Source organism: Nocardia crassostreae, assembly GCF_001613405.1.
GTDB classification, from domain to species: Bacteria; Actinomycetota; Actinomycetes; order Mycobacteriales; family Mycobacteriaceae; genus Nocardia; species Nocardia crassostreae.
On record NZ_BDCH01000040.1, the window covers coordinates 65,313 to 88,619 of the forward strand.

23 protein-coding genes and 2 pseudogenes are annotated in these 23,307 nt (G+C 69.5%); 14 read left to right on the plus strand and 11 right to left on the minus strand.

What is annotated here, in order from left to right:
- Positions 1-27: 27 nt before the first annotated feature.
- Positions 28-984: a proteasome assembly chaperone family protein gene (locus tag NC4_RS35065; protein WP_067547646.1), complete on the minus strand. Its 957-nt coding sequence runs from the start codon at positions 982-984 to the stop codon at positions 28-30.
- Positions 985-1,383: 399 nt separating this feature from the next.
- Here NC4_RS35065 and NC4_RS35070 point away from each other — a divergent pair, with 399 nt between their 5' ends.
- Positions 1,384-1,881: a sensor domain-containing protein gene (locus tag NC4_RS35070; RefSeq protein ID WP_245722137.1), complete on the plus strand. Its 498-nt coding sequence runs from the start codon at positions 1,384-1,386 to the stop codon at positions 1,879-1,881.
- Positions 1,882-1,886: 5 nt separating this feature from the next.
- On the opposite strand, the gene NC4_RS35075 is transcribed toward NC4_RS35070, so the two are convergent.
- A complete protein-coding gene (locus tag NC4_RS35075) occupies positions 1,887-2,828 on the minus strand; it encodes a helix-turn-helix transcriptional regulator (RefSeq protein ID WP_067547648.1) in 942 nt (313 codons plus the stop codon).
- A gap of 97 nt (positions 2,829-2,925) precedes the next feature.
- On the opposite strand from NC4_RS35075, the gene NC4_RS35080 reads away from it, so the two are divergent.
- Together NC4_RS35080 and NC4_RS35085 are read left to right on the plus strand one after the other, a co-directional pair.
- Positions 2,926-3,333: a VOC family protein gene (locus NC4_RS35080; RefSeq protein WP_067547650.1), complete on the plus strand. Its 408-nt coding sequence runs from the start codon at positions 2,926-2,928 to the stop codon at positions 3,331-3,333.
- A gap of 339 nt (positions 3,334-3,672) precedes the next feature.
- Positions 3,673-4,935, plus strand: coding sequence for a DUF4192 domain-containing protein (locus NC4_RS35085; RefSeq protein ID WP_169814933.1), 1,263 nt, complete (start codon positions 3,673-3,675; stop codon positions 4,933-4,935).
- Positions 4,936-4,960: 25 nt separating this feature from the next.
- Here NC4_RS35085 and galE read toward each other — a convergent pair whose 3' ends face one another.
- Positions 4,961-5,944 carry a UDP-glucose 4-epimerase GalE gene (galE, locus tag NC4_RS35090; RefSeq protein ID WP_067547655.1) on the minus strand — a complete coding sequence of 328 codons (984 nt, stop codon included), beginning with the start codon at positions 5,942-5,944 and terminating at the stop codon, positions 4,961-4,963.
- A gap of 3 nt (positions 5,945-5,947) precedes the next feature.
- Complete coding sequence (locus NC4_RS35095) at positions 5,948-6,634, minus strand: iron-dependent transcriptional repressor DtxR (protein ID WP_067547658.1); 687 nt, start codon at positions 6,632-6,634, stop codon at positions 5,948-5,950.
- Positions 6,635-6,838: 204 nt separating this feature from the next.
- Between NC4_RS35095 and NC4_RS35100 the strand changes: the two genes are divergently transcribed.
- The 3 genes and pseudogenes from NC4_RS35100 (at position 6,839) to ppc (ending at position 13,803) form a co-directional block, all read left to right on the plus strand.
- Positions 6,839-8,077 (plus strand): acetoin utilization protein AcuC, encoded by a 1,239-nt coding sequence (locus tag NC4_RS35100; RefSeq protein WP_067547661.1) that lies wholly within the window; start codon positions 6,839-6,841, stop codon positions 8,075-8,077.
- Between the two features lie 223 nt (positions 8,078-8,300).
- Positions 8,301-10,983: pseudogene (locus NC4_RS35105) on the plus strand (bifunctional acetate--CoA ligase family protein/GNAT family N-acetyltransferase).
- Positions 10,984-11,040: 57 nt separating this feature from the next.
- Positions 11,041-13,803: a phosphoenolpyruvate carboxylase gene (ppc, locus tag NC4_RS35110; RefSeq protein ID WP_067547664.1), complete on the plus strand. Its 2,763-nt coding sequence runs from the start codon at positions 11,041-11,043 to the stop codon at positions 13,801-13,803.
- On the opposite strand, the gene NC4_RS35115 is transcribed toward ppc, so the two are convergent.
- Both NC4_RS35115 and NC4_RS35120 read right to left on the minus strand, forming a co-directional pair.
- Positions 13,760-14,149 (minus strand): hypothetical protein, encoded by a 390-nt coding sequence (locus tag NC4_RS35115; RefSeq protein ID WP_067547667.1) that lies wholly within the window; start codon positions 14,147-14,149, stop codon positions 13,760-13,762. The genes ppc and NC4_RS35115 overlap by 44 nt on opposite strands.
- A 109-nt stretch (positions 14,150-14,258) precedes the next feature.
- Positions 14,259-14,723 (minus strand): hypothetical protein, encoded by a 465-nt coding sequence (locus tag NC4_RS35120; RefSeq protein WP_067547871.1) that lies wholly within the window; start codon positions 14,721-14,723, stop codon positions 14,259-14,261.
- A gap of 311 nt (positions 14,724-15,034) precedes the next feature.
- Between NC4_RS35120 and NC4_RS35125 the strand changes: the two genes are divergently transcribed.
- Genes NC4_RS35125 through NC4_RS35140 form a run of 6 tightly spaced genes read left to right on the plus strand, consistent with a single transcriptional unit; the run spans position 15,035 to position 17,552 of the window.
- Positions 15,035-15,589 carry a GNAT family N-acetyltransferase gene (locus NC4_RS35125; protein WP_067547671.1) on the plus strand — a complete coding sequence of 185 codons (555 nt, stop codon included), beginning with the start codon at positions 15,035-15,037 and terminating at the stop codon, positions 15,587-15,589.
- Positions 15,590-15,639: 50 nt separating this feature from the next.
- The gene (locus tag NC4_RS35130; RefSeq protein ID WP_067547674.1) at positions 15,640-16,011 is read left to right on the plus strand and encodes a VOC family protein; all 372 of its coding nucleotides are present in this window, start codon (positions 15,640-15,642) and stop codon (positions 16,009-16,011) included.
- A 2-nt stretch (positions 16,012-16,013) separates the two neighbouring features.
- Positions 16,014-16,544 (plus strand): ATP-binding cassette domain-containing protein, encoded by a 531-nt coding sequence (locus NC4_RS40765; RefSeq protein WP_245722148.1) that lies wholly within the window; start codon positions 16,014-16,016, stop codon positions 16,542-16,544.
- A gap of 2 nt (positions 16,545-16,546) precedes the next feature.
- Entirely contained in the window at positions 16,547-16,705 is a 159-nt protein-coding gene (locus NC4_RS40770; RefSeq protein ID WP_157555411.1) for a hypothetical protein, read from the plus strand.
- A 23-nt stretch (positions 16,706-16,728) separates the two neighbouring features.
- Complete coding sequence (locus NC4_RS35135; protein WP_067547676.1) at positions 16,729-17,112, plus strand: ArsR/SmtB family transcription factor; 384 nt, start codon at positions 16,729-16,731, stop codon at positions 17,110-17,112.
- Positions 17,109-17,552, plus strand: a complete 444-nt coding sequence (locus NC4_RS35140; RefSeq protein WP_067547678.1) for an SRPBCC family protein — start codon at positions 17,109-17,111, stop codon at positions 17,550-17,552. The genes NC4_RS35135 and NC4_RS35140 overlap by 4 nt, the downstream gene beginning before the upstream one ends.
- Here the strand turns inward: NC4_RS35140 and NC4_RS35145 are convergent.
- Positions 17,549-18,403: an SDR family NAD(P)-dependent oxidoreductase gene (locus NC4_RS35145; RefSeq protein WP_067547681.1), complete on the minus strand. Its 855-nt coding sequence runs from the start codon at positions 18,401-18,403 to the stop codon at positions 17,549-17,551. The two genes, NC4_RS35140 and NC4_RS35145, sit on opposite strands and share 4 nt — an antisense overlap.
- Before the next feature lie 86 nt (positions 18,404-18,489).
- On the opposite strand from NC4_RS35145, the gene NC4_RS35150 reads away from it, so the two are divergent.
- On the plus strand, positions 18,490-19,368 hold the full coding sequence (locus tag NC4_RS35150; protein WP_218021381.1) for an AraC family transcriptional regulator: 879 nt from the start codon (positions 18,490-18,492) through the stop codon (positions 19,366-19,368).
- A gap of 295 nt (positions 19,369-19,663) precedes the next feature.
- Here the strand turns inward: NC4_RS35150 and NC4_RS35155 are convergent, their stop codons facing one another.
- Positions 19,664-20,614: an HD domain-containing protein gene (locus NC4_RS35155; protein ID WP_067547683.1), complete on the minus strand. Its 951-nt coding sequence runs from the start codon at positions 20,612-20,614 to the stop codon at positions 19,664-19,666.
- A 93-nt stretch (positions 20,615-20,707) separates the two neighbouring features.
- Between NC4_RS35155 and NC4_RS35160 the strand changes: the two genes are divergently transcribed.
- Positions 20,708-21,661, plus strand: coding sequence for a GlxA family transcriptional regulator (locus NC4_RS35160; RefSeq protein ID WP_067547685.1), 954 nt, complete (start codon positions 20,708-20,710; stop codon positions 21,659-21,661).
- Positions 21,662-21,672: 11 nt separating this feature from the next.
- Here the strand turns inward: NC4_RS35160 and NC4_RS43630 are convergent, their stop codons facing one another.
- From NC4_RS43630 to NC4_RS43640, 3 genes and pseudogenes are all read right to left on the minus strand, one after another.
- Positions 21,673-22,185 (minus strand): TraM recognition domain-containing protein, encoded by a 513-nt coding sequence (locus NC4_RS43630; RefSeq protein WP_067547688.1) that lies wholly within the window; start codon positions 22,183-22,185, stop codon positions 21,673-21,675.
- A 190-nt stretch (positions 22,186-22,375) separates the two neighbouring features.
- A pseudogene (locus NC4_RS43635) lies at positions 22,376-22,837 on the minus strand (type IV secretory system conjugative DNA transfer family protein); the annotation flags it as partial.
- Positions 22,834-23,250 (minus strand): hypothetical protein, encoded by a 417-nt coding sequence (locus tag NC4_RS43640; RefSeq protein WP_067547693.1) that lies wholly within the window; start codon positions 23,248-23,250, stop codon positions 22,834-22,836. The pseudogene NC4_RS43635 and the gene NC4_RS43640, both read right to left, overlap by 4 nt.
- Positions 23,251-23,307: the final 57 nt, after the last annotated feature.

Genomic DNA, 23,307 nt, shown 5'->3' on the forward strand with positions numbered 1-23,307 from the left:
CGGTTATGACCACCCGGGGGCCAGGGGTCACAGACGGAAGTCGCCGCCGTCGGGGCCCTCACCCTCGGTGAAACCGGACTGCTCGGCCAGGAAGCGTTCGAATTCCGCGCCCAGCTCCTCACCGGTCGGCAGATCGGCATCGGGGGCCAGCAGGCTGGACTGATTCTCCTGCGCGGTGACGAAGCTGTCGTACTGACGTTCCAGCGCCTGCACCACCGTCTCCACCTCGGAGTTGCCCGCAATGTGCTCGTTGACCTGCTCGCGCACCCGCGCGGCCTGTTCGGTGAGCGCGGCCAGGGGCAGTTCCAGGCCCGCGTTCTCGGCCACGCTCTCCAGCAGCGTCTGGGCGGCCTCCGGGTAGGCGGTCTGTGTCAAGTAGTGCGGCACATGCACCGAGAATCCGACCGATTCGTGGCCGTGCTGGGCCATCCGGTACTCCAGCAGCGAGGACGCGCTGCCCGGCACCTGCAGCTCGCCGGGCCAGCGCTGATGATCACCGATGAGATCGCTGTCGCTGGCGTGCGCGGTCATTCCCAGCGGGCGGGTGTGCGGGATGGCCATGGGAATCGCGCTCAGCCCGATGGTCCGGCGCACACCCAGCTGCTCGGACAGCAACCGCACGGCGGTCACGAACTTCTCCCACCGCAGATCCGGTTCCAACCCGGCCAGCAACAGGAACGGCGTCCCCGCCGTGTCCTTGAGGGCCCACAGATTCAGCTCCGGCTCGGTGTAGTCCGAGAAGTGATCGGTCTTGAACATCATCAACGGCCGCCGCGAGCGGTAGTCCAGCAACTCGTCCATATCGAACGAGGCGACAAGCTCGCTCTCCAAGCTCTCCCGCAGGTGAGTGGTCGCCAAACGCACCGCATGCCCGGCATCGGTAAAACCTTCCAGCCCGTGCACCAGCACCGGACCAGCGCCGTCGGCGGACGACAGCTGCGGAGAGGGGAACTCCAGCTCGTACATTCGCGACTCGTAGTCCATCGCGTACTCCTTCCTGCGTGGCCCACTTGCGCGACCATCCCACATTGTCCCTCATGCGCCCGCGGGCCGTGCACTGCCCGCACCTCGCCTGCAACGCAGCAAACCGGGAGAAGCATTCCCCGCGGTGGTGCTCTTGGGGTTCGTGCTGTGTCGCAATCGGTGTGAACAGCAGATATTCGGCATAGTGGACGGGTGATCGTGCCGGATTCGCCGTGCCGTAAATCCGTTCGCGCCGTGGGGCTCGTGCTGCTCGGTGCCGTGCTGGCCGCCTGTGGGACGACGATCTCGGGGCAACCCGTGGCGTCCCGTGGGCCCGCCTCCACGACGGTGTACACGGATGGGGGATTGGCGAGATTACTGCCCGATACATCCCAATTTCCTTCGCGCTATCCGGCTGCGGTGCTGCCGGGGGATGTGGCGAGCAAGGCCGTGAGTGATCTGGACGGGATTGCCCCGGGGGCGCGGGTGGAACCCTGTGCGTGCGTTCCGTTGACGCCGACCGCGGGGCCGGTGGTCAGTGTGGGGACCGATGACGACAGTCGGGCGACGCTCACCGTCGAGTTGGTGCGGACCGATCAGCCGCTGTCGAAACTGCGGGATCAGTTGCAGCGCTGCGGGACCGTGCGCGCGGGGCTCGGGGGGACGACCGCCACCATTACGACGGAGTTGGATCCGCCGCCGCCGCTGGATGCCGACGACACGCTCGCCTTGCGGCGCACCGTCAGTTCCGAAGCCGGTGGGGCGGGGCTCACTCGGAAGATGCAGTCGCTGGTCGGGCAGATCGGGGATGTGCGGATCAATGTGACCTATATGACCTATGCCGAGGACGACAAGGCCGATGCCGCCGCCCTGGATTCGCTGTTCACGACCGCATTGAGCAAGGTGCGCAAGGGCTGAATCGCTCAGCGCCCGTATCCGGCGACGAGTTCCGCGCCGAGGCGGTGCAATTCGTCGCGCACGGAGTCGGGTTCGACCACTTTGAGTAGCGCGCCCCAGCCCGCGAGATTGCGGGCGATATCGAGGGGCGTCGGTGCGGTGATGCGCACGCGGACGCGGTCCGCGTCGGACGGACCGTCCACCACGCAGTGCCGCCCTTGCTGTCTGCGCAGGATCGGTAGCACCCGGACCGGGACCAAGACGGTGGCCGAGAGGGTCGAGCGGTGCCGCTCCACCTCCTCGACCACGCCGGACCACGCTGTGGACAAATCGAAATCCGCGGGGCGGTGGGCGATTTCCTCGGTGATCTCGACCTCGCTCATGCGGTCCACACGGAAGGTCCGCTGGCCGCGATCGGTTCCGGCCAGCAGGTACCAGATGCCGTCCTTGTCGACCAGGCCCCAGGGGTCGACCGTCCGCTGGGTGTGAGTGCCCTTACGCTCGTAGCCGAAACGGACCCGGCGTCGGCGCACCACGGCGTGCTGCAACAGCTGGACCACGGCGGGCGCCTCGGTATCGCGTTCGCCCCAGCGCGCCGAATCCACCACCACCGCACCGGCTGCCGCCTCCGCCTCGCCGCGGAAGGTCTGCGGCAGGGCGCGCAGCAGTTTGCGCAGCGCGGACTTGGTGGCCGGGGCGCCGGTGGCGACCGGGCCCAGCAGCAGGAACAGGGCCTGCGCCTCATTGGCCGTCAAACCGCTCAAATCCGTGCGGGCCCCGCCCACCAGCGCCCAGCCGCCGCCCCGCCCCGGCTGCGGGTACACCGGAATCCCGGCCGTGGACAGGGCTTCCAGATCCCGGCGCGCGGTCGCCACCGAGACCTCCAGCTCGGCCGCGACCTCGGCCGCGGTCACCCGGCCGCGTGTCTGCATGAACAACAGGGTCGCCACCAATCGATCCGCTCGCATACTCGAAATTTTGTCTGGAAAAGTGCTCATTCGGTGAGCACTTTGAGGCGGATCATTGATTTCAAGAAGTTCGGAACACCGATGAAGGAGAACCCCGATGCTGCGTGGAATGGCGACTGCGAACTACTACGCCGATGATCTGGAGGCCGCGAAGGCCTGGTACAGCGAACTTTTCGGCGTCGAGCCGTACTTCACCGTGCCGGGCGGCTACTACGAGTGGCGCATCGGCGACTACCAGCACGAATTCGGCATCATCAACCGCAAGTTCGCGCCCAGCCGCCCCGATCAGCCCGGCGGCCAGATCGTGAACTGGCACGTGGACGACATCGCCGCCGTTTTCGAACGCCTGCTGGCCCTGGGCGCCAAGGAATTCGAGCCGATCACCGAGCGCGGAGTGGGCACCGGCTTCGTGACCGCCTCGGTCATCGACCCCTTCGGCAATGTCCTCGGCATCATGTACAACCCCCACTACGTGGAGATCCTGGCCAAGACCGGCCCCGCGTAGGCAGCGCACGGTAGCACCGGCCACCGACAAAGTCGTCGTCGCCGGTCGCCCGCCACGCCGAATTCCACACGGCGTGAAGCGTTGTCCACAGGCGCGGAAAAACCCCAGGTCGGCATATGCGGCGGCAACGAGGCCGCCGCGCACCCTCGACCCATGACCACGCACCCCGAACCCACACCCGACCGATGCCCACACACGGCGATCGAACCAGCCCCCGCGCAACCCCGGCACGCCGACAACGCCCAGCGCGCCGACAATCCGCAACACGCAGACGAGTCCCGGCCCGCGAACCGAACCCGGCCTGCGGATGAGCTCCCGCCCGCGGACGAGGGTCGGCGCGTGAATGAAGGGCGACGTGCGGGCGAGGCTCCGCGCGCGGACGAGGTCCGGTATGCGGATGAGGCGCAGTGCGTCGATGAAGTGCGGGCCTTCCTCGACGGTTTGGACGGCGAGGCCGACTTGGCTGGATCAGGGGTGCGCGGGGGCGGTGCGCCGCTCTGTGGTTCGCCGTCGGGCGGCGAACCACGCCTGCGGGATCCGGGTGACTTCATTGCCGCGATTCCGGCCATGCTCGGCTTTCCGCCCGCGCGGTCATTGGTGGTGACCGTCCTCCGGGCGGACCCCGGCGGCACGAACACGGCAATGGTCGATGTCGCCATGCGGCTGGATCTGGACAATCCCGGCCGCGCGGCGCTCGGTGAACTTCTCGAGCGAGTCGCGGGAGTCTGCGTGCGGCACAGCGCCATCGCCGCGGTCGCGCTGATCGTGGACGACCGCGCGACAGCGCCCACCGATCAGCATCGGGGTGTCCGGGCACGCAAACATCGCGATCTCGTACACGCCCTCGAACATCGGCTGGACGCGGAAGCGATTCCGCTGGCCGGTGCGTGGGCAGTGACCGCGATCGGGCCGGATCTGCCCTGGTGGAGCCTGCTGGGCCCGGCGCGGCGGGGCAGGCAACCGGATCCGGCGAGCTCGCTGGTGACCGTGCACCAGGTGCTCGACGGGCGTCCGATGCTCGGGTCGCGCGCCGAGCTCGCCGAACTCCTCGCCGTGGACGCGCGGGCGCGGGCCCGGGTCGAGCAGGCGCTCGAAACCGCCAGTGCCGCCGCGGCCCAGCGGCTGGCCCGCGGTGTGCGGCACGGGGATCCGGACTCCTATACGCGGTCCACCGTCCGGAAGGTGCTGTGGCATATCGCGAATGTGGAATCGGGCGTGGCGCCGGAACCGTCCGAACTGGCGGAACTCGCGGTCGCGCTGCGGGACAAGGCGGTGCGCGACATCATGTTCGGGCTCGCGCCGGGGAGGTACGCCGCCGCCTCGGAACGGCTGTGGTTACAGCTGGCCCGCGCCCTGCCCGATCCGGATCGAGCCGAGGCGGCGGCCCTGGTCGGCTACTCCGCCTATATGCGCGGTGACGGCCCGCTGGCGGGTATGGCGCTCGATGCGGCGCTGACGTCGGATCCGGAGCACCGCATGGCGGTGCTGCTCGATATCGGCCTGCACACCGGTATGCGCCCACAGCGTTTGCGCCGACTGTCCGACTCCGGACGCGAAGCCGCCGCGGATCTCGGCATCGACCTGGAGGCCGAGCAGTCATGAGATCCGCGGCGTGCGGAAGTACCTCTCAGCGGGCGCTGTGCGCGCGATCGCCGAGTGAGCGCAGGAAATCCCAGGCGTCGGAGACGATCTCGTCCAGATCGGTGTGCTCGGGCCGCCAGCCCAGCTCCGCCACGGCGCGATCGCTGGAGGCGACGAGCACCGCCGGATCGCCCGCGCGCCGGGGCGCGTCCACCGCATTGATCGGCAGGCCGGTCACCCGCGCGCACGACGAGATGACCTCGCGCACCGAGAAACCGGTGCCGCTGCCCAGATTGACGATGCGGTGCGTACCCGGCTGCGACTTACCCAGCGCCAGCAGATGCGCCTGCGCGAGATCGCGAATGTGGATGTAATCGCGGACCGCCGTGCCATCCGGGGTCGGATAGTCCGTGCCGAAGACCGAGATCGACTCGCGCTGACCCAGTGCGGTCTGCAATACCAGGGGGATGAGATGGGTTTCCACCACGCGGTTCTCACCGAGCCCGGCGTACGCCCCGGCCACATTGAAGTACCGCAGGCTGGTCGCGGCCAGCCCGTGCGCCACCGCGTAGGAGGTGATGGCGTAATCGATGGAGAGCTTCGACGCGCCATACGGATTCGTCGGCGCCTTCGGCGCGTCCTCGACGATCGGCACCCGCTCCGGCTCGCCGTACACCGCCGCCGTGGAGGAGAACACCAGCCGCGGCGTCCCGGCGGCCCGCATGGCCTCCAGCAGGGTGAGCGTCTTCACCACATTGCCGTGCCAGTACTTCTCCGGCTGCTGCACCGATTCACCGACCAGCGACTGGGCCGCGAAATGCAGCACCCCGTCGAAGTTTTCGGCCGCGACGAGCTCCACGCCCGCCGTGGCGATATCGCCCTCGACGAACTTCGCCCCGGCCGGGACGCCGTCGGCATTGCCGGTGGACAGATCGTCGACCACCACCACCACCTCGTGGCCGTCCTCGAGCAGAACCTGCGCGCACACGCCACCGACGTAGCCCGCGCCTCCGGTAACCAGAAGCTTCAAAACTCAGACCAACTTCACTTGGACGGCGTGCGCCATCTCGTCGGACAGTTCGTAACCGGCATGCCCGGGCACCAGGATGATCACCGAACCCGGCTTGGTTTCGACGTTCACGCGGGCGTCCGGCACCACACCGGCCTCACGCAGCTGACCGATGATCTCCGGATCGGTCTGGATGTGCTCGGACAACTGGCGCACCACCACCGCGGCATTCTGCCCCGCCGGCAGGTCCGACAGCCGCACCAGCTTCTCCTCCGCACCGCCGCTGGGCTGCACGCCCAGCTCGTCCAGGCCCGGAATCGGATTGCCGTAGGGCGAGGTCGTCGGGTGGTTCAGCACCTCCACCAGGCGGCGCTCCACCTCCTCGCTCATCACGTGCTCCCAGCGGCACGCCTCGGCGTGCACGTTCTGCCAATCGAGCCCGATGATGTCGACCAGCAGCCGCTCGGCCAGCCGATGCTTGCGCATGACCGCGATGGCCATGGACCGACCCTTCTCGGTCAGCTCGAGATGGCGATCACCGGCGACGGTCAGCAAACCGTCGCGTTCCATCCGAGCGACCGTCTGGCTCACCGTCGGCCCGCTCTGCTCGAGGCGCTCGGCAATGCGAGCCCGCAGGGGCGTTACACCCTCCTCCTCGAGGTCGTAGATGGTACGGAGGTACATCTCCGTGGTGTCGACCAGATCCTTCACCTGTTAACCCCTTCGTCGGCACGAATTCTACCCATGCACGGCGGCTGCACCGGGCGACAGCTTATTTCGCGAACGCACGGAGAACACCAAGCACGCGCTGCGTGTTCCCTGTGGGTTTCCGCCGTCACAAGGATGGACCGGCGGTATGACAGCGTTGCGAGGCAATCAGCCTACGAATGTATTCAACGCATTAGCGTGGCGGGTATGCCTGACCTACCGCGTGGCGACGGAACCGTCGTCTGGACCGACAAGTTCCTCGACTACGCGTGGACGCCCGAACACCCGATGCGGCCCGCGCGGCTGGAGTTCACCATGGCGCTGGCCGAGGGCATCGGGCTGCTCGACGGGGTCGAGACGCTCACGCCCGGCGCGGTGGGGGAGGCCGAACTGCTGCGCGTGCACACCCACGACTACGTCGAGGCGGTCAAGCACGCGGTGCAGCCGCCCGGCCCGCCGCCGTCGGTGGCGCCGCACGGGCTCGGGACCACCGACAACCCGGTCTTCCCGCATATGCACGAGGCCGCCTCGGTGATCGTCGGCGGGACCTTGGCCGCCGCACAGCAGATCGCGGCGGGCCGGACCCGGCGCGCGGTCAGCATCGGCGGCGGCATGCATCACGCCATGCCCGACAGCGCGGCCGGATTCTGCGTGTACAACGATGTGGCGGTGGCGATTTCGTGGCTGCTGGACAATGGTTTCGACCGCATCGCCTATATCGACGTGGACGTGCACCACGGTGACGGCGTGCAGCGCATGTTCTACGGCGACCCGCGCGTGCTGACCATTTCCATCCATCAGCATCCGGCGACCCTGTGGCCCAATACCGGCTGGCCGGAGGAGACCGGCCTGGGCAAGGCCGAGGGGACGGCCATCAATCTGCCGATCATGCCCGGCACCCGTGATCCGCTGTGGTTGCGCGGATTCCACGCGGTGGTGCCGGGGGCCCTCGCAGCCTTCCGGCCGCAGATCGTGATCAGCCAGTGCGGGGTCGACACCCACCGCGAGGATCCCCTCGCCGATCTCGAGCTGAGCGTGGACGGTCAGCGCGCCGCCTTCCTCGCCATGCGGGAGCTGGCCGACACCTATGCCGAGGGCCGCTGGCTGGCGGTCGGCGGCGGTGGCTACGGGCTGATCCGGGTGGTCCCGCGCGCGTGGACGCATCTGCTGGCGACGGCCCTGGACCGCACCGTCGATCCCGATACCGCCATCCCGCAGGAGTGGAAGGATCGAGTCGGGGCGTACGCGCCGACGGTCGCGCCGCCCGAAACCATGGGCGACGGCGCCGACACCACCTTCGCCCGGTGGGACGGTCCCGGCGGCGGTCGCGAAACCGGCGACGAGCGCGCCGATCGCGCGCGCCGCGCCCTGGACACATCCGTATTGGCAACCCGCCGCGCGACTTTCGGTCTGCTCGGCCTGGATCCGGAGGATCCCCGTGACTGAATCCGCCGAGCCCGGACCCGTTCCGGGCAATGGGGCCGGTCCCACCGGCAGCGCGGGCGGTCCGCCCGACAGGGCCGTCCCGCCCGAGAATGCTGCGCCGCCCGAGAAGGCTGCCCCGCCCGAGAATGCTGCCCCGCCCGAGAAGGCTGCCCCGCCCGAGAATGCTGCCCCGCCCGAGAATGCGGCCTCGCCCGCGAATGTCGCGGCCGCACCGGCCAAGCCGCTGCTGCTGCCGGACACCCCCGGCACCCCGGCCGATCCGCCGCCGCCCCCACAACACTGGTTCGCCGATGTGCTGGCCTCCGACGGCGGCGTGGTGCGGCTGCGGCCCATCACCCCCGACGATGCCGCGCCCATGGAGCGTTTCCACGAGCGGCTCTCGGACCGCACCCGGTATCTGCGCTACTTCGGGCCGTATCCGCGCATGACGCCCAAGGACCTGTACCGCACCACCCACGTCGACTATCACGACCGGGTCGGCCTGGTCATCGAGCTCGGCGAGGACATCATCGCGGTCGGCCGCTACGAGTTCCTGGCGGACAGACCCGGACCGCGCGCCGCCGAGGTGGCGTTCGTGGTGGCCGACGAGCATCAGGGCCGCGGCCTGGGCTCCATCCTGCTCGAGCATCTGGCGGGCGCGGCGGCCGAGCACGATATCGAGACCTTCGTCGCTGAGGTGCTGGCCGAGTACAATGCCATGGTGACGGTCTTCCGGGACGCCGGATATCAGGTGCAGCGCAGCCGCGACGGCTCGGTGCTGCACCTGGAATTCGCCATCGAACCCACCGAAGCGCTGCTGTCGGTGCGGGATTCGCGCGAGCGCGCCTCCGAGGCGCGCAGCGTCGGCAATCTGCTCGCACCGCGGTCGGTGGCCGTCATCGGCGCCACGCCCTCGACCTCGCGGGTCGGCGGCGCGGTGCTGGCCAACCTGCTGTCGGGGGCCTTTCAGGGCCCGGTGTTCCCGGTCAGCCGCACCCGCACCGCCGTGCGCGGGGTGCGCGCCTATCCGACCGTGCGCGATATTCCCGACGAGGTCGATCTGGCGGTCATCGCCGTGCCCGCCGCCGAGATCGGCTCGGTGCTCGACGACTGTATGGTCAAGGGCGTCAAGGGCCTGGTCGTGCTGACCGCCGGTTTCTCCGAGACCGGGCCCAGCGGCTATGCCGCCGAACGCGATCTGCTCGACGCCGCCCGCGCGCACGGTATGCGCGTGGTGGGTCCCAGCGCGCTCGGCATTGCCAATACCGACCCGGCCGTCGCCCTCAATGCCACCCTCGCGCCCGTCCTGCCCGGTCGCGGCCGCATCGGTTTCTTCTGCCAGTCCGGTCCGCTGGGCGCGGCCATTCTCGGCGAGGCGGCGGCCCGCCAGCTCGGCCTGTCCACCTTCGTCTCGGCCGGTAATCGCGCCGACGTCTCCGGCAACGACCTCATGCAGTTCTGGGACAACGACCCCGACACCGATGTGGTGCTGCTGTATCTGGAGACCTTCGGCAATCCGCGCAAGTTCTCCGCGTATCGCGCGCCGGGTCGCGCGCACCAAACCCATTGTGGCCGTGAGCAGTGGCCGCAATACCGCGCGGGTGGAGGGCGAGCGGGATCTGGATCGCTCGCTGGTGCGCAACCTCTTCGCGCAGGCGGGCATCATCCAGGTCGACTCCATTACCGAACTCTTCGACTGCGCCATGCTGCTGGCCTATCAGCCGCTGCCCACGGGCCGCCGCCTCGCGGTCATCGGCAATAGCGCCGCGCTCAGCTGGCTGGCCGTGGACGCGGCCCGCAACGAGGGCCTCGAGGTGGGCGAGCCGATCCACCTCGGCCCGCAGGGCGGCCCGGCCGACTATCTGACGGCGGTCGCCGCAGCGGTCACCGATGCCGCCATCGACGCCGTCATCGTCATCTACTCCCCGCCGGTGCCCACGGCCGTCGCCGCCTATGCCGAGGCCATTCGCTCCGGGGCCCAATCCAACCCGGACACACCGGTTCTCACCACCTTCGTCGCCGATCGGGGCATGCCCAATCTGCTCGCCACCCGCGGCCGCGGCGGCATTCTGGAACGCGGCTCCATCCCCTCCTTCGGCGATCCGGAACGCGCCGCCCGCGTACTCGCCCGGGTCCGCCGCTATGCCGACTGGCGCACCCGCCCGGTCTCGCCCGTGGCCCGCCCGGGCGGGGTCGAAACCGCCCGGGCCCGCGAGCTCGTCGAGGCGTGGACGACCGATGACCCGGCCCATTGGCTGACCGATCTGCAGGCCGCGGAACTGCTGTCCTGCTACGGAATCCGGGTCGTGGACTTCCGGGAGGTCGACGACGCGGAGGCCGCCGTCGCCGCCGCCGAGGACCTCGGCTATCCGGTCGCCGCCAAGGCCACCGGTGAAATGTGGCGCAACCGCCCGGATCTGACCGGAGTCCGCCTGGATCTGTGGCGGCCCGACGCGGTCCGCCGCGCCTACACCGATCTGGCCGAAATCTGCGGGGGACCCATCCATATCCAGCGCATGGCCACCAAGGGCGTCGGCTGTATGTTCCGCGTCCAGGACGATCCGTCCTTCGGCTCGGTCATCAGCTTCGGTCTCTCGGGCACCATCATCGACCTGCTGGGCGACCGCGTGTACCGGGCGCTACCGCTCACCGAGGCCGAATCCGCCGAACTCATCGACGCCCCGCGCGCGGCGCCGCTGCTCTCGGGCACCGTCGCCGGGCGCGATATCGGCAAGCCGGTCGACCGGGATGCCCTGGCCGAAGTGGCGCAACGTATTTCGGCCCTCTGCGACGATCTGCCCGAGGTGCGCGAACTGCTGTGCGAACCGATTCTGGCCTCGCCGGAAGGCGCGGCGGTGCTGTACGGGCGGGTCCGGATCGGCCCGGAGCCGAATCGGTTCGATATCGGTCCCCGGCGCATGGTGTGATGCGATCCGCCGGGGTGGAAGGCCCCTGACGCGGGTTCTGTCGATACTGTTGGCGGTATGCGCGAAGATCAGATCGAGACCGCGACCGCGCCGCTCCGGGACGATATCCGGTTCCTGGGCGGAATCCTCGGCGAGACCATTCGCGACCATGAGGGCGCGCGGGTCTTCGACCTCATCGAACGCGTCCGCGTGGAGGCGTTCAAGGTGCGCCGCTCCGAGGTGGAGCGCAGCGCGGTCGCCGACATGCTGCGCGATGTGGACATCAAGACCGCGCTGTCGGTGATCCGGGCCTTCAGCCACTTCCTGCTGCTGGCCAATCTGGCCGAGGATCTGCAACGCGACCGCCGCCGCGCGGTGCACCTGGCGGCGGGGGAGCCGCCGCAGGACTCCAGTCTGGCCGCGACCTACCGCAAGCTCGACGCCGCCGGACCGGGCGGGGACGCGGTGGCCGAGCTGCTGGCCGGTGCGCTGGTCTCGCCGGTGATCACCGCGCATCCGACCGAGACGCGGCGGCGCACCATCTTCGACGTGCAGGCGCGCATCACCGAGCTCATGCGGCGGCGGCAGCGGTACTCCGAGGGCGAGCCCGAGTTCGCGCGGATCGACACCGATATCCGGCGGCAGGTGCTGGCCCTGTGGCGTGCGGCGCTGATCCGGTTGGCGCGCTTGCGGATTCAGGACGAGATCGAGGTCGGGCTGCGGTACTACGACCTCACCCTGTTCGATGTGATCCCGCGGATCAACGACGAGGTGCGCGCGGCGCTGCGGGCCCGCTGGCCCGAGCACGAGCTGCTGGCGCGGCCCATTCTGCGGCCGGGCTCCTGGATCGGCGGCGACCGGGACGGCAATCCGTTCGTGACCGCCGAGGTGGTGCACCGCGCCACCCATCGCGCCGGGTCCATTGCCTTCGAACGGTATTCGAGTTCGCTTGTCGAACTGGAGAAGTCGCTGGCACAGTCGGCGCGGCTGGTGCCGGTGACGCCCGAGCTGCAAGCCCTGTCCGACGCCGGATTCGACGATTCACCGCAGCGCGCCGACGAACCCTACCGCCGCGCCATCCGTGCCATCCGGGCCCGGCTGAGCGCGACGGCGCGCCGCGCGCTCGGTGAAATCCCCGCCGACGGAATCGATGTCGCGGCGCAGCCGTACGCGGGGCCGGAGGAACTGCTCGCCGATCTGAACGTGGTCGACGCCTCCATGCGCGCTTCCGGTGACGGACTGCTCGCCGATGACCAGCTCGCCGCCCTGCGCGGGGCCGTGGAGACCTTCGGATTCCATCTACAGGGCCTGGATCTGCGGCAGAACTCCGAAATGCACGAACAGGTGGTGGCCGAGCTGTTCGCCTGGGCCGGAGTGCATTCCGACTACGCCTCCCTCGACGAAGCGCAGCGGGTCGAACTGCTGGCCGCGGAGCTGACCACCCGCCGCCCGCTCATCGGCCCCAATGCCCGGCTCAGTGAACTGGCGACCAAGGAGCTCGCGGTCGTGCGCGCGGCCAAGACCGCCCTCGACGATCTGGGCCCGGATACCGTGCCCAACTACATCATCAGCATGTGCACCTCCGTCAGCGATATGCTCGAGGCCGCGCTGCTGCTGAAGGAAGCGGGCATTCTCGACCCGGGCGACGCCGCCGCCGCGCCGTCCAGCCCGGTGGGCGTGGTGCCGCTGTTCGAGACCATCGACGATCTCCGCCACGGCGCCGACATCCTCACCGCCGCCCTGGAAGTCCCGGCCTATCAGCGCCTGGTCGCCGCGCGCGGCATGCATCAGGAAGTCATGCTGGGCTATTCCGACTCCAACAAGGACGGCGGCTATCTGGCCGCCAACTGGGCGCTCTACCGCGCCGAGCTGGATCTGGTCGATGCCGCCCGCAAGACCGGAATTCGGTTGCGGCTCTTCCACGGTCGCGGCGGCACCGTGGGCCGCGGCGGCGGGCGCAGCTACGACGCCATCCTCGCTCAGCCCGCGGGCGCGGTCCGCGGCTCGCTGCGGCTGACCGAACAGGGCGAGGTCATCTCGACCAAATATGCCGAATCCGGTACGGCCTACCGCAATCTGGAGGCCCTGGTCGCGGGCACCCTGGAATCGACCCTGCTCGACGTGGAGGGCCTGGGCGCGGAGGCCGAACCGGCCTACGAGGTGCTCGACGAGCTGGCCGAGCTCGCCCGTCAGGCGTATTCGAAGCTGGTCCACGAAATCCCCGGCTTCGTCGAATACTTCCGCGCCTCGACGCCCATCGCCGAGGTCGCCGACCTCAACCTCGGCTCCCGGCCCGCCTCCCGCAAGCCCACCAACTCGGTCTACGATCTGCGCGCCATTCCGTGGGTCATGGCCTGGAGTCAATCGCGGGTCATGCTGCCCGGCTGGTACGGCACCGGCGCGGCCATCGAGCAGTGGATCGGCGACGATCCGGCCCGCCTGGCCACCCTCACCGATCTCTACAACCGCTGGCCGTTCTTCCGCACCGTGCTGTCCAACCTGGCCCAGGTCATGGCCAAGGCCGATATGGACATTGCCAGCACCTATGCCGAGCTGGTGCCCGACGAGTCGTTGCGCGACACCGTCTTCGCCATGATCCGCGCGGAGTTCGCCCGCACCGCGCGCATGCACGCGGCGATCACCGGCACCGACGAGCTGCTCGCCGACAACCCGGCGCTCGCCGAATCCATCCACAACCGCTTCCCCTACCTGGAACCCCTCAACCAGCTCCAGGTCGAGCTGCTGCGCCGCCGCCGCGCGGGCGACGATTCCGAACTGGTCGAACGCGGCATCCTGCTCACCATGAACGGTTTGGCCACCGCGTTGCGCAACTCCGGTTAGCGTCGCGCCGGACCGGCCGGTCGCCGTGGGTGATCGCGGCGACGAATTCGGTCCACCCGTCGGCGAGAGTGGCCAGGTGATGCCAGGCCGCGTCGACCGATTCGTCGGATAGATCGGCGGTGGAGTGCAGCAGCCGATTGGCGCGCACCTGGGCGGCCGCCATGCGGTCCACGAAACCGCCCGGGGAGCAGGCGCACGGTTCCGGCGCCGGGCCGAACTCGAGCAGCACGCAATTGTCGATGCGTGCGATGAGCTCCGCTCGGTGACAGTCGATCTCGGACACATGGCTGGGTTTCTCGCGCCGGTCCCGGTGCAATTCGGCCAGCGTCAGAGCGGATCGCACCACCGGGTGGTCGTCGGGCAGATGACCGCGGTGCCCGCCGAACGCGGCCAGCAGCTCGTGCCAGTCGGGCAGCCTCGGCGGGGTGCGGGTCGCACCGGTCGCCGAGGTGAGCTCATGCGGAAATATGGTCGGCCCCTTGCAGTATGGCTTGACGGACGGCGGTCAGGACGACCACCCGGTGCGGTAACGACAGCGGCCCGGGCTCCGGCTCGCACGCCCAGTGCCAGCCCTCGGGTCCGTCCTCGCGCGGCAGCATGATCCGGCTGCCGGGCTGCGGGACCGACGCCCCGTACGCCAGCAGCCGCCGGAGCAGGGGATTGGGAACCGGGTGGTAAGGCGTCGGCGGCGCGACCAGGAACAGCCACCGCAGCTCGCGCGGATCGGCGATGACCGGGGTGGCCGACCGGTCCGACAGCGCTAGCCGGACGCGCCGCCCAAGTTCGGCGGGCAGGTTCACGGTTTCGACCGTGCGTCCGGTGGTGAGGTAGGGCCGATCGGCGAACACCTCCACCGGCAGCCCGTACCGCGTACGCAGCAGATGGGCGGATTCGTAGGGGGAGCAACATGATTCGAACATCGGAACCTCCAACGCCGGATGGTGGCACCCGGCGCCGAGGGCGTCGACGGATCCCGATGTGGAACGCGACCGAGGGGCGGGCGGATCGCGTCGGATCCGAATCGCCGGGCCCGCAGAGGGAGTGAGCTGCAACCCGGCGCCGGGTGCAGGAGAAAGTCTGCGCCGCCCAGGTTGCCCTGGCGGTGACGTGCCGATGGCATTCACATGACCGTCTGTAACGCGGTCTTTCCCGGTCTCGCAATGGTTGCCGTGAGGTCTTTCACCGAGCCGAATCCGTTGTGTCGGATAACTTTCCAGGCTAGGTTGCGCCGATGATGCCCAAACCCGGCGAGTTCGCTGTGGCGTCCTTGGATGCGGGCGCCGCGGCGGCGCGCCTACCGGCCTGGATGCCGCTGTACAACGCGTGTTTCAATCCGCCGCCGTGGAACGAACCGACCCGGGGCGCCGTCGAATACACGGCCCAGACGGCATGGCATTTGGAGCAGCCCGGATTCACCGCCCTGGAGGCGCGGACGCCGAGCGGCCTGCCTGCGGGTGTGGCCTACGGCTGGCCGACTCCCGTTCCCTGGCCCGATACCGAGTTCTACCGCGCCATCGTCCGCGACCTGCCGCCGCATCATGCCGGGCAGCTCGCCGCGCGTGGCACGTTCGAAGTCGTCGAGCTCATGGTCGATCCGGCGATGCGGGGCCGCGGTCTGGCCCGGATGCTGCTCGACACTCTGATCGCGAACTACCGGCGGGCATGGCTGTGCACACTGCCGGAATCACCGGCCGCCGCGATGTACCGCCGCTGGGGCTGGCGGGAGATGGGCGTCTTCGACACCGATCGCCATCCGCGGCTCGAGGCCTACCTCCTCATTGGGTAGGAAAAATCCTACGGTTGATAGGTAGGTGAAAACCTACCTATATTTCGATCATGACCATTTCGCAGATCAGGACCATTACCGCCTTCGTCGACGACCAGGATCGCGCCGCGCGGTTCTACACCGACGTCCTCGGCTTCACCGTCCGCGCCGACTTCACCATGGGCGACAATCGCTGGCTCGAGGTGGGCCCGGGCGACACCGGCGCCGCCATCGTGCTGCACAAGCCCTTCCCGGGCGCGTCCAGCGGAACCCTGTCCGGCGTGATCCTCGACAGCGACGATCTCGACGGCGCCGTCGCCCGCCTGCGCGCCTCCGGAGCGCACGTCGACGGCCCGGCCGATATGCCCTGGGGCCGCCAGGCGACCTTCGCCGACCCGGACGGCAATTCCTACGTCCTCACCGCCGCGAACGGTGCGCGATGACAATGCTTTTCGAGGTGGACGGCGTCACCAAGCGCTTCGGTGACACCGTCGCCCTGGACGGGCTGACGCTGGCGGCCGAGCCCGGGCGGCTGCTGGCCGTGCTCGGCCGCAACGGTGCGGGCAAGACGACCTTGGTCCGCATGCTGGCCACCGTGAGTCACCCCGACCGCGGCAGCGTCCGGGTGCACGGTCACGACACCGGCCGCACGGTGTTTCACCGCCGCGCCCGAGGTGGTGATCGAGGAGATCACGGTCCGCAGGCCGACGCTGGAGGAGGCCTTCGTGGAACTCACCGCCGATCTCGACCATCGCACCGAGGTGACGGCATGACCGTGACCGACGCTGTCCCTCGGCGGGTGCACCTCCCGTCGGCCACCGCCGCCGTCGCCCGGCGGGTCTGGCCGTCGCGGATGTCCAGGCCGCGCAGGGGCTCGGATTCCTGGTCCTGCCATGGTCTTTCGTCTCCAGCGCCTTCGTGCCCGTCGACACCATGCCCGGCTGGTTGCGGGTGGTCGCGGAGCATTAGCCGCTGACGGTGATCAGCGAGGCCAATCGCTACCTGAGCCAGGGAGCGGCGGGGCTGATCGGATCCGCGCACTCCAGCGGCTACTACGTCGCGGCCGCGCTCGCCTGGTGCGTCGGTATTCTCGTGCTGGCTGTCGGTGCCGCGGTGGCGCTGTTCCGGCGGCGCTGAACTCGTGAGCGAATGAAGGGCCGATGCCGCAGCGCGTGAAATCCAGCCTCGCCGACCTGGTGTTCGGCGCCCTGGCCAATCCCACCCGCCGGGACATCCTCGATGTGCTGCTCGATGGTGAGCGGACGGTCGGGGATATCGCCGAGCGGTTCGATATGGCCCGGCCGAGCGTGTCCGAGCATCTGAAGGTGTTGCGCGACTGCGGGCTGGTCAGCGAGGAGAAGCGCGGGCGGCATCGCTACTACCGCGTGGAGCCGCAGCCCTTGCACGATCTGCAATCCTGGCTGGATCCGTTCGAGCGGTTCTGGCGCTCCCGCATGCGCGATCTGGGCGCCACCCTCGATGCCATGCCCGACGAAACCGACGATATGCCCGACGAATCCGACCCGACGGAGCGCGCCCGGTGACCGACGACCCCACCACCATCGAACTCGACCAGTTCTATTCGCATGCGCCCGGCAAGGTGTGGCGGGCACTCACCACACCGTCGCTCATGGCGCAGTGGCTCATGGAACCCGACGGCTTCGAACCCGTCGTCGGCACCCGATTCAGCCTGCGCGCCAAGCCTATCCCCGCCACCAACTTCTCCGGCGAGATCAGCTGCGAAGTCCTCGAGGCCGTCCCGCCCAAGCGCCTGCGCATCTCCTGGGAGGACGCCGCCGCCGAGCGCCCGACCGGCTGGACCGTGACCTGGGACCTCCATCCCGAAGGCCACGGCACCCGAGTCGTCCTGACCCACAACGGCTTCGACCCGGACGACCCCACCGCCCAGCTCTCCCGCAGCATCATGCGCGGTGGCTGGCCGAGCATCCTGCACCGTCTGGACGCGGTGCTCGCGGACGCCTAGGCGGGCGCGAAGGCGGCGGCGTGGTCACGCGCCCAGTCGGCGTAGCTGCGCGGGGCGCGGCCGAGGATCCGCGCGACATCGTCGGTGACGACGTTATTGTGGCCCGCCCGGCTAAAGGCCTGGCCCGCCAGCGCGCCATCGGCAAACTCGGCGGACATGCCCGCGGCGAGCATGTGCTCGCGGGCGGTGTCGTGCGGGATGTCGACGGTGCCGATCGGCCTGCCCAGCACGGTGGCCAGCGCATCGGCCTGGTCCTGGGCCGTCACGGCTCGCGGGCCGGTGAGGGTGTAGATACGGCCCGCGTGGTCGTCGGAGAGCAGGGCTTCGACGGCCACCGCGGCCACATCGCGTGGATCGACGACGCCTTGCGCACCGGAGCCGGTCAGATTCGGCACCGGTTGCCCGGCCGCGATGGGCTGTGCCCAGCTCAACGTATTCGAGGCGAAACTACTGGGCCGCAGGATGGTCCATGCCACCCCGCTTTCCCGGACCACCCGCTCGCCCGGCATGTGCCAGGTGCCCACTCGGCCGAGTCCCGGATCGCCGGTACCGATGGCCGACAGCTTCACGATCCGGCGCGCCCCCGCATCGCGGGCCGCGCGGATGAGCGCCTGATCCAGGTCCACGAACTCGGGTCCGAGCAGCCCGACCACGAAGACCGCCTCCGCGCCGTCGAAGGCCGCGGCCATGGACGTGGTATCCGTGTAATCGCCGCGCACCACCTCGACCTCGGTCGGGAACTGCGCTCGTTCGGGATTCCGCGCCACGGCCCGCACGCGTTCGCCGCGCGCCGCCAGCTGCCGGACCACTTCGCCGCCGATGGTGCCTGTCGCACCGGTAATCACGATCATGCCGTCAACCCTGGCGTGCCCACCCGGCCCGGCTATAGGAAAAACCGGCACAGCGCACCACCCGCAACCCGCTTACAGTGAATCCGGTGACCACCCTGGAACGCCCGGCGACCGTCGTCACCGCCGAACTCTTCGAGCACGCGACGACACCCCCGGAGTCCTTGCGCCCGTGGATCGCCGAAGTCGGCCACATCCCCACGGTCTTCGAACCCTTCGAGCCGTTCACCCACATCCCGCACGCGGTGACCACCATAGTCGTCCGCACCGAACCCTCGGGCCGCAGCGAAGCGCTGGTGGTCGGCCCGCAGACCCGCGCCACGTACTCCACCGCCAAGAAACCGGCAGGATGCCTGCGATTGCGGTTGGCTCCGGGTGCATCCCGGCCCCTGCTCGGCCTGCCCGCCGCCGATCTCGCCGACCGCGCACTGCCGCTCGGCGAGGTGCCCGGCCCCGCCGCCGAATTCGCCGCCGCGCTGACCGAACTCGGACCCGAGGACGCCCTCGGCTTCCTGGAACAAGCTCTCCCACACCGCATCTCCGAAGACGCCATAGCGCGCGACCACCGCCGCCTACTCGCTGCGGCCGTCGACTCCCTGCTCGGTGCGCCCGCACCGGTCGGCGCGCTCGCCGCCGATCTGGCCGTGAGCGAACGCCAACTCCGCAACCTCTTCGCGACCGGAATCGGCGTCTCGCCCAAGCACTTCGCCCGCATAGCCCGTATCCGCCGCATTGTCGCCGCGACGCCCGATGCGCCGTGGTCCCCCGGCACGGTCCGCGACGACCGGAACGCGCGCCGTGAACCACAGCCTTCCCACGCTCGGCTGGCGGCCGACAACGGCTTCTACGACCAGTCGCATATGGTCGCGGACTTCCGTTCGGTCATGGGCGTGACACCCGACCGATTCTTCAAAGGGCGCCTGCCCGCACCGGCTCCCTGCCGGGCGTTGATCTCGCCGGGCCCCTGACGGTCCGGCCGATGACGCGGCCGGACCGTCAGAAGCGCCGCTGGGACGATCCGATGGTTGCGAGGCCGGAGCCCCGGGAGCGCGCCTAGTCGCCCCAGCCGTTCGACAGATCCGCCCCGCCGATTCCCGCCAGCGCGCGCTCCGGATGCAGGCCCTGGACGATGGCATTGGCCAGGGTGCTGGGCATGGCCTTGGCGGTTCGGGGCTATTCGCCGAAGAACGGGTGGTCGATGGCGTAGAGCCAGCGGCCGTCCGGCTGCTTGCGCGCGACCTCGGTGGTGGTCGTGGTGACGGGTTAGTCCGCCAAGCCGGTGACGGTGGCGTCACTGGACAGCAGGGCGATATCGCCCGCGGTGTGAATCCGCCTGAGTTGCAGCGAGACTCGCGAACCGGCGCTCACGTAGTCGCGCAGGCTCTCGCGGATCTGCTCCGTGCCGTAGACCGTCATGGCGGGTGCGGGCGCGAAGACCGCCGCGGGCTTGTACAACTCGACCAGCCCGTCGAGATCCCCGGCGGCCAGCCGTTTCACGAACAGCTCCGCCAGTTCCTCCGGCGTCGCGGCGAGTTCGGGTGTGCGCGCGGCGAGCGGCCGATCGCTCCACCCGGTCTGCGCCATGAGATCGTGCCAATCGGGCATCGCGCCATAGGGCAGGCTGCGGAGCAGCAGTTGCCCCGGGAAGCTGAGCGGACCGGCCTTGCCCGGTTTGCCGTGCAACTGGGCGATGATCTCGTCGGTGAGCGCGAAACTCAGGTCGGCCCTGGGGAAGACGCGGTGCGCCCGCTCCACGAGCGCGGCGGGCAGCCGCTCCCGATTGCGCCCGGCGACATCGGCCGCGGTGCCGAGCTGGACGAGCGCCACCTCGGGCTCCTTCTTCCCGGCGATCCCGTCGGAGGTGTGCAGGGCCACCGCATCCCACACGATCCGCACGCGCGGCTCGGCCACTTCGTGGTCGCGCAGGAAGGCCGCCGCGGTGTCCGCGCCATCGACTTCGAACCGCTGATCGCCGTTTCCGGCCGCGCTCAGCCCGATATCGTGCAGCACGCAGCCGAGGAACAGCAGTTCGTCGTCGTACTCGGCGCCCGGATGCAGTTGCGCGGCGAGTTCCCGCGCGTACAGATAGCTGCGTACGCTGTGCGCGAAGACCACCGACGTCTCCGCGCTCTCCGCGAACTGATAGGCCGCGATGGTCAATTCCGTTGCGGACAGATCGAAATCATTGAAGGGTTCGGGTAGCTGATCACTCACTGTGTCTCCTGAGGGGTAGGTGCCCTCGATTCTTCGACGGGCGCACACCACCCGAACAGTGGCCAGAACGACAGGGTGCATTAAATTCTGGCCATGCACGTGATAGCGATTCTGGCCCTCGACGCGGTGGTCCCGTTCGAACTCACGATCCCCGGCCAGGTCTTCGGCACGGCCAATACCCTCACGCCCGCACCCGCTTACGAGATCCGCCTGGTCGCCCCCGGCCGGAAGATCCTCGCCGATCCGTCCCTCGGCGGCTTCACCCTGCGCACCGAATGGGACCTACCCGATCTGGTCGCCGCCGACACCATCGTCATTCCCGGTCACGCCAATTTCGCCGCGCCCCAACCGGAACCGGTCCTGGCGGCCCTGCGCGCGCCCGCCGCCCGCGGCACGCGCATCGCCTCGGTCTGTGTCGGCGCCTTCACCCTCGCCGCCACCGGCCTGCTGGACGGCCGCCGCGCCACCACGCACTGGCGCCACGCCGACGAGCTGGCGCAGCGCTATCCGAGCGTCGAGGTCGACCCCGCCGTCCTGTTCATCGACGACGGCCAACTCCTCACCTCGGCGGGTGTCGCCGCCGGTCTGGACCTGTGCCTGCACCTGGTCCGCCGCGATCTGGGCGCGGCCGTCGCCGCCTACACCGCCCGCGGCATCGTCATGCCGCTCCAACGCGAAGGCGGCCAGGCGCAATTCATCCACCACCCCGTCCCGGGCCGCCCCGACAACCCGCTCCAGCACACCCTCGCCTGGATGGAAGCCAACCTGCACCGCTCCCTGACCCTCACCGATATCGCCCGCCACGCATCGCTGAGCGTCCGCACCCTCACCCGCCACTTCCAGGACCAGGTGGGCACCACACCCCTGCAATGGCTCCTGTCCACCCGCGTCCGCTACGCCCACGAACTCCTCGAAACCACCGACCTCCCCATCGAAACCATTGCCCGGCAGGCCGGTTTCGCCACCTCGACCACCCTGCGCCACCACTTCACCCACCGCCTGGGCGCTTCCCCGAAGCAGTACCGAGCCAGCTTCCACGCCTGCTGATCCGAGCCGGATCACAAGGGGCGCACCTCTTGTATCGACCCCGGAGCGTCGGACGGATCGGACGCCTCCTCCGGGTCGTCCGGCACGTCGGCGATCGGTGGTCGAACCGGTTCGGCCGAGTCGTGTATCGCCGCGGCGTATTCCCCGTCCCACCACGGCTCGGTCTCGATCAGCACCGGCGGCACCCCCGACGCGAGCAGCACCGCCCGGCCGCGTGGCAGTGAGCGCAGATCCGGTACCCCCGGCCTGTCCCGCAGATGTGGAATGTCGTCGACGCCGCCGCCCAGCACCTTGATGGTCGCGGCCGACCACAGTTCGTCCATACCGCCGCGGCCCCAGCAGCGCACGCCCTGGGCCCACGACTGGAGCATGGTCATCACGACGATGCCGCGGCCTCCGCACTGGCCGGACCGTTGCGGGAAGTCGCGCCACCGCACCACATTCGCGGCATCGTCGAGCACCGCCAGCAGCGGGATCGCCAGTCTGCCGCCGGGAGAGCGGGCCGCCTTGCGGGCCCGCGACATCGAGGACGGCTTCGATGAAGGCGCTCACCAGCGGCGCCGCCGAACCGCGCCCCTCGGCGGACAGCGCGTAGACGGTTCCGTTGTCCCCGAGGAAGGCGAGCTCATCGAAGGCCGGACGGTCGTCGGTCGGGGTGATCCACGGGTGCACATCCGGAAATCGCAGGCAGCGGGCCTGCTTCTTGGCCGTGCCGAAGATTCCGCTCTGCTGTCGCGGATCGGCGTTGTACATGGCGGACAATTCGGCCGCGGCGAAGTGCCGTCCCGCCCGGCGCAGCAGCTCGATCGGTTCGGTATCGATGGGATTGGTCACCCACTCCCACACCTGGGTGATCGGGCGATGGTCCACCGAGGCGGCGAGGAAGAAGGCCGCCAGCAGTTCCTCGCCCTCGATCTCGAAATAGTCCTGGCGATCGGCGTGCGTGTCGGTGGCGGCGAAGTGCGCGGCCAGCTGGGTGGCGCGGGCGTCGTCGCCGCCGACCCACGCCAGCGGGTCCCAGCACCACGTCGGCGCTTCGCCGGTGATGCCCTGCGGGTCGAACACCCAGGTGCGGCTGCCCTTGGCCGTCCGCACCTTTCGCGTCGCCTCGACGATGTCGGACCGGTTCGATGTCACGATGACCGGGCCGACCGCCGTCACGATCGCTGGGATCACCGGCGGCTCGACTTGCCCCGCCGGGGTCCCCAGATATCCAGGTGCAGATCCTCGTAGGAACCGTAGAGTCGTCGTCCGCTCGCGGCCGCGCGGCCGATCGCCACGCCGGGTGCGTCGCCGGGTCCGAGCCGCAGGCCGAGCCGGACCGCCCGCTGTCGTACACCGCGGGTCGTGAGCGGCCGAAGTTTCCTGCCCGCCGCCCTGAATCGGGCGATTCCCACCAGCACTACGACGAGAACGACCGCGAGGACCGCCACCGTGGTGGCGCCACGTGGCCAATTCAGGTGTCCCCGAACCAGTTCCTCGATCGCGGTGATCGGATTCGCGGGAATATCCTGCCGGACAGCGGATCCGGCATTCCCGATGTGCAGCGCGCCCACCAGGATTCCGCCCCCGAGTACAAGCCAGAGCAAGACGCGGGCCGCCCTCGAATGCTCGAAATCGAAGTGCCTAAGCCTTTTTCCCATTGC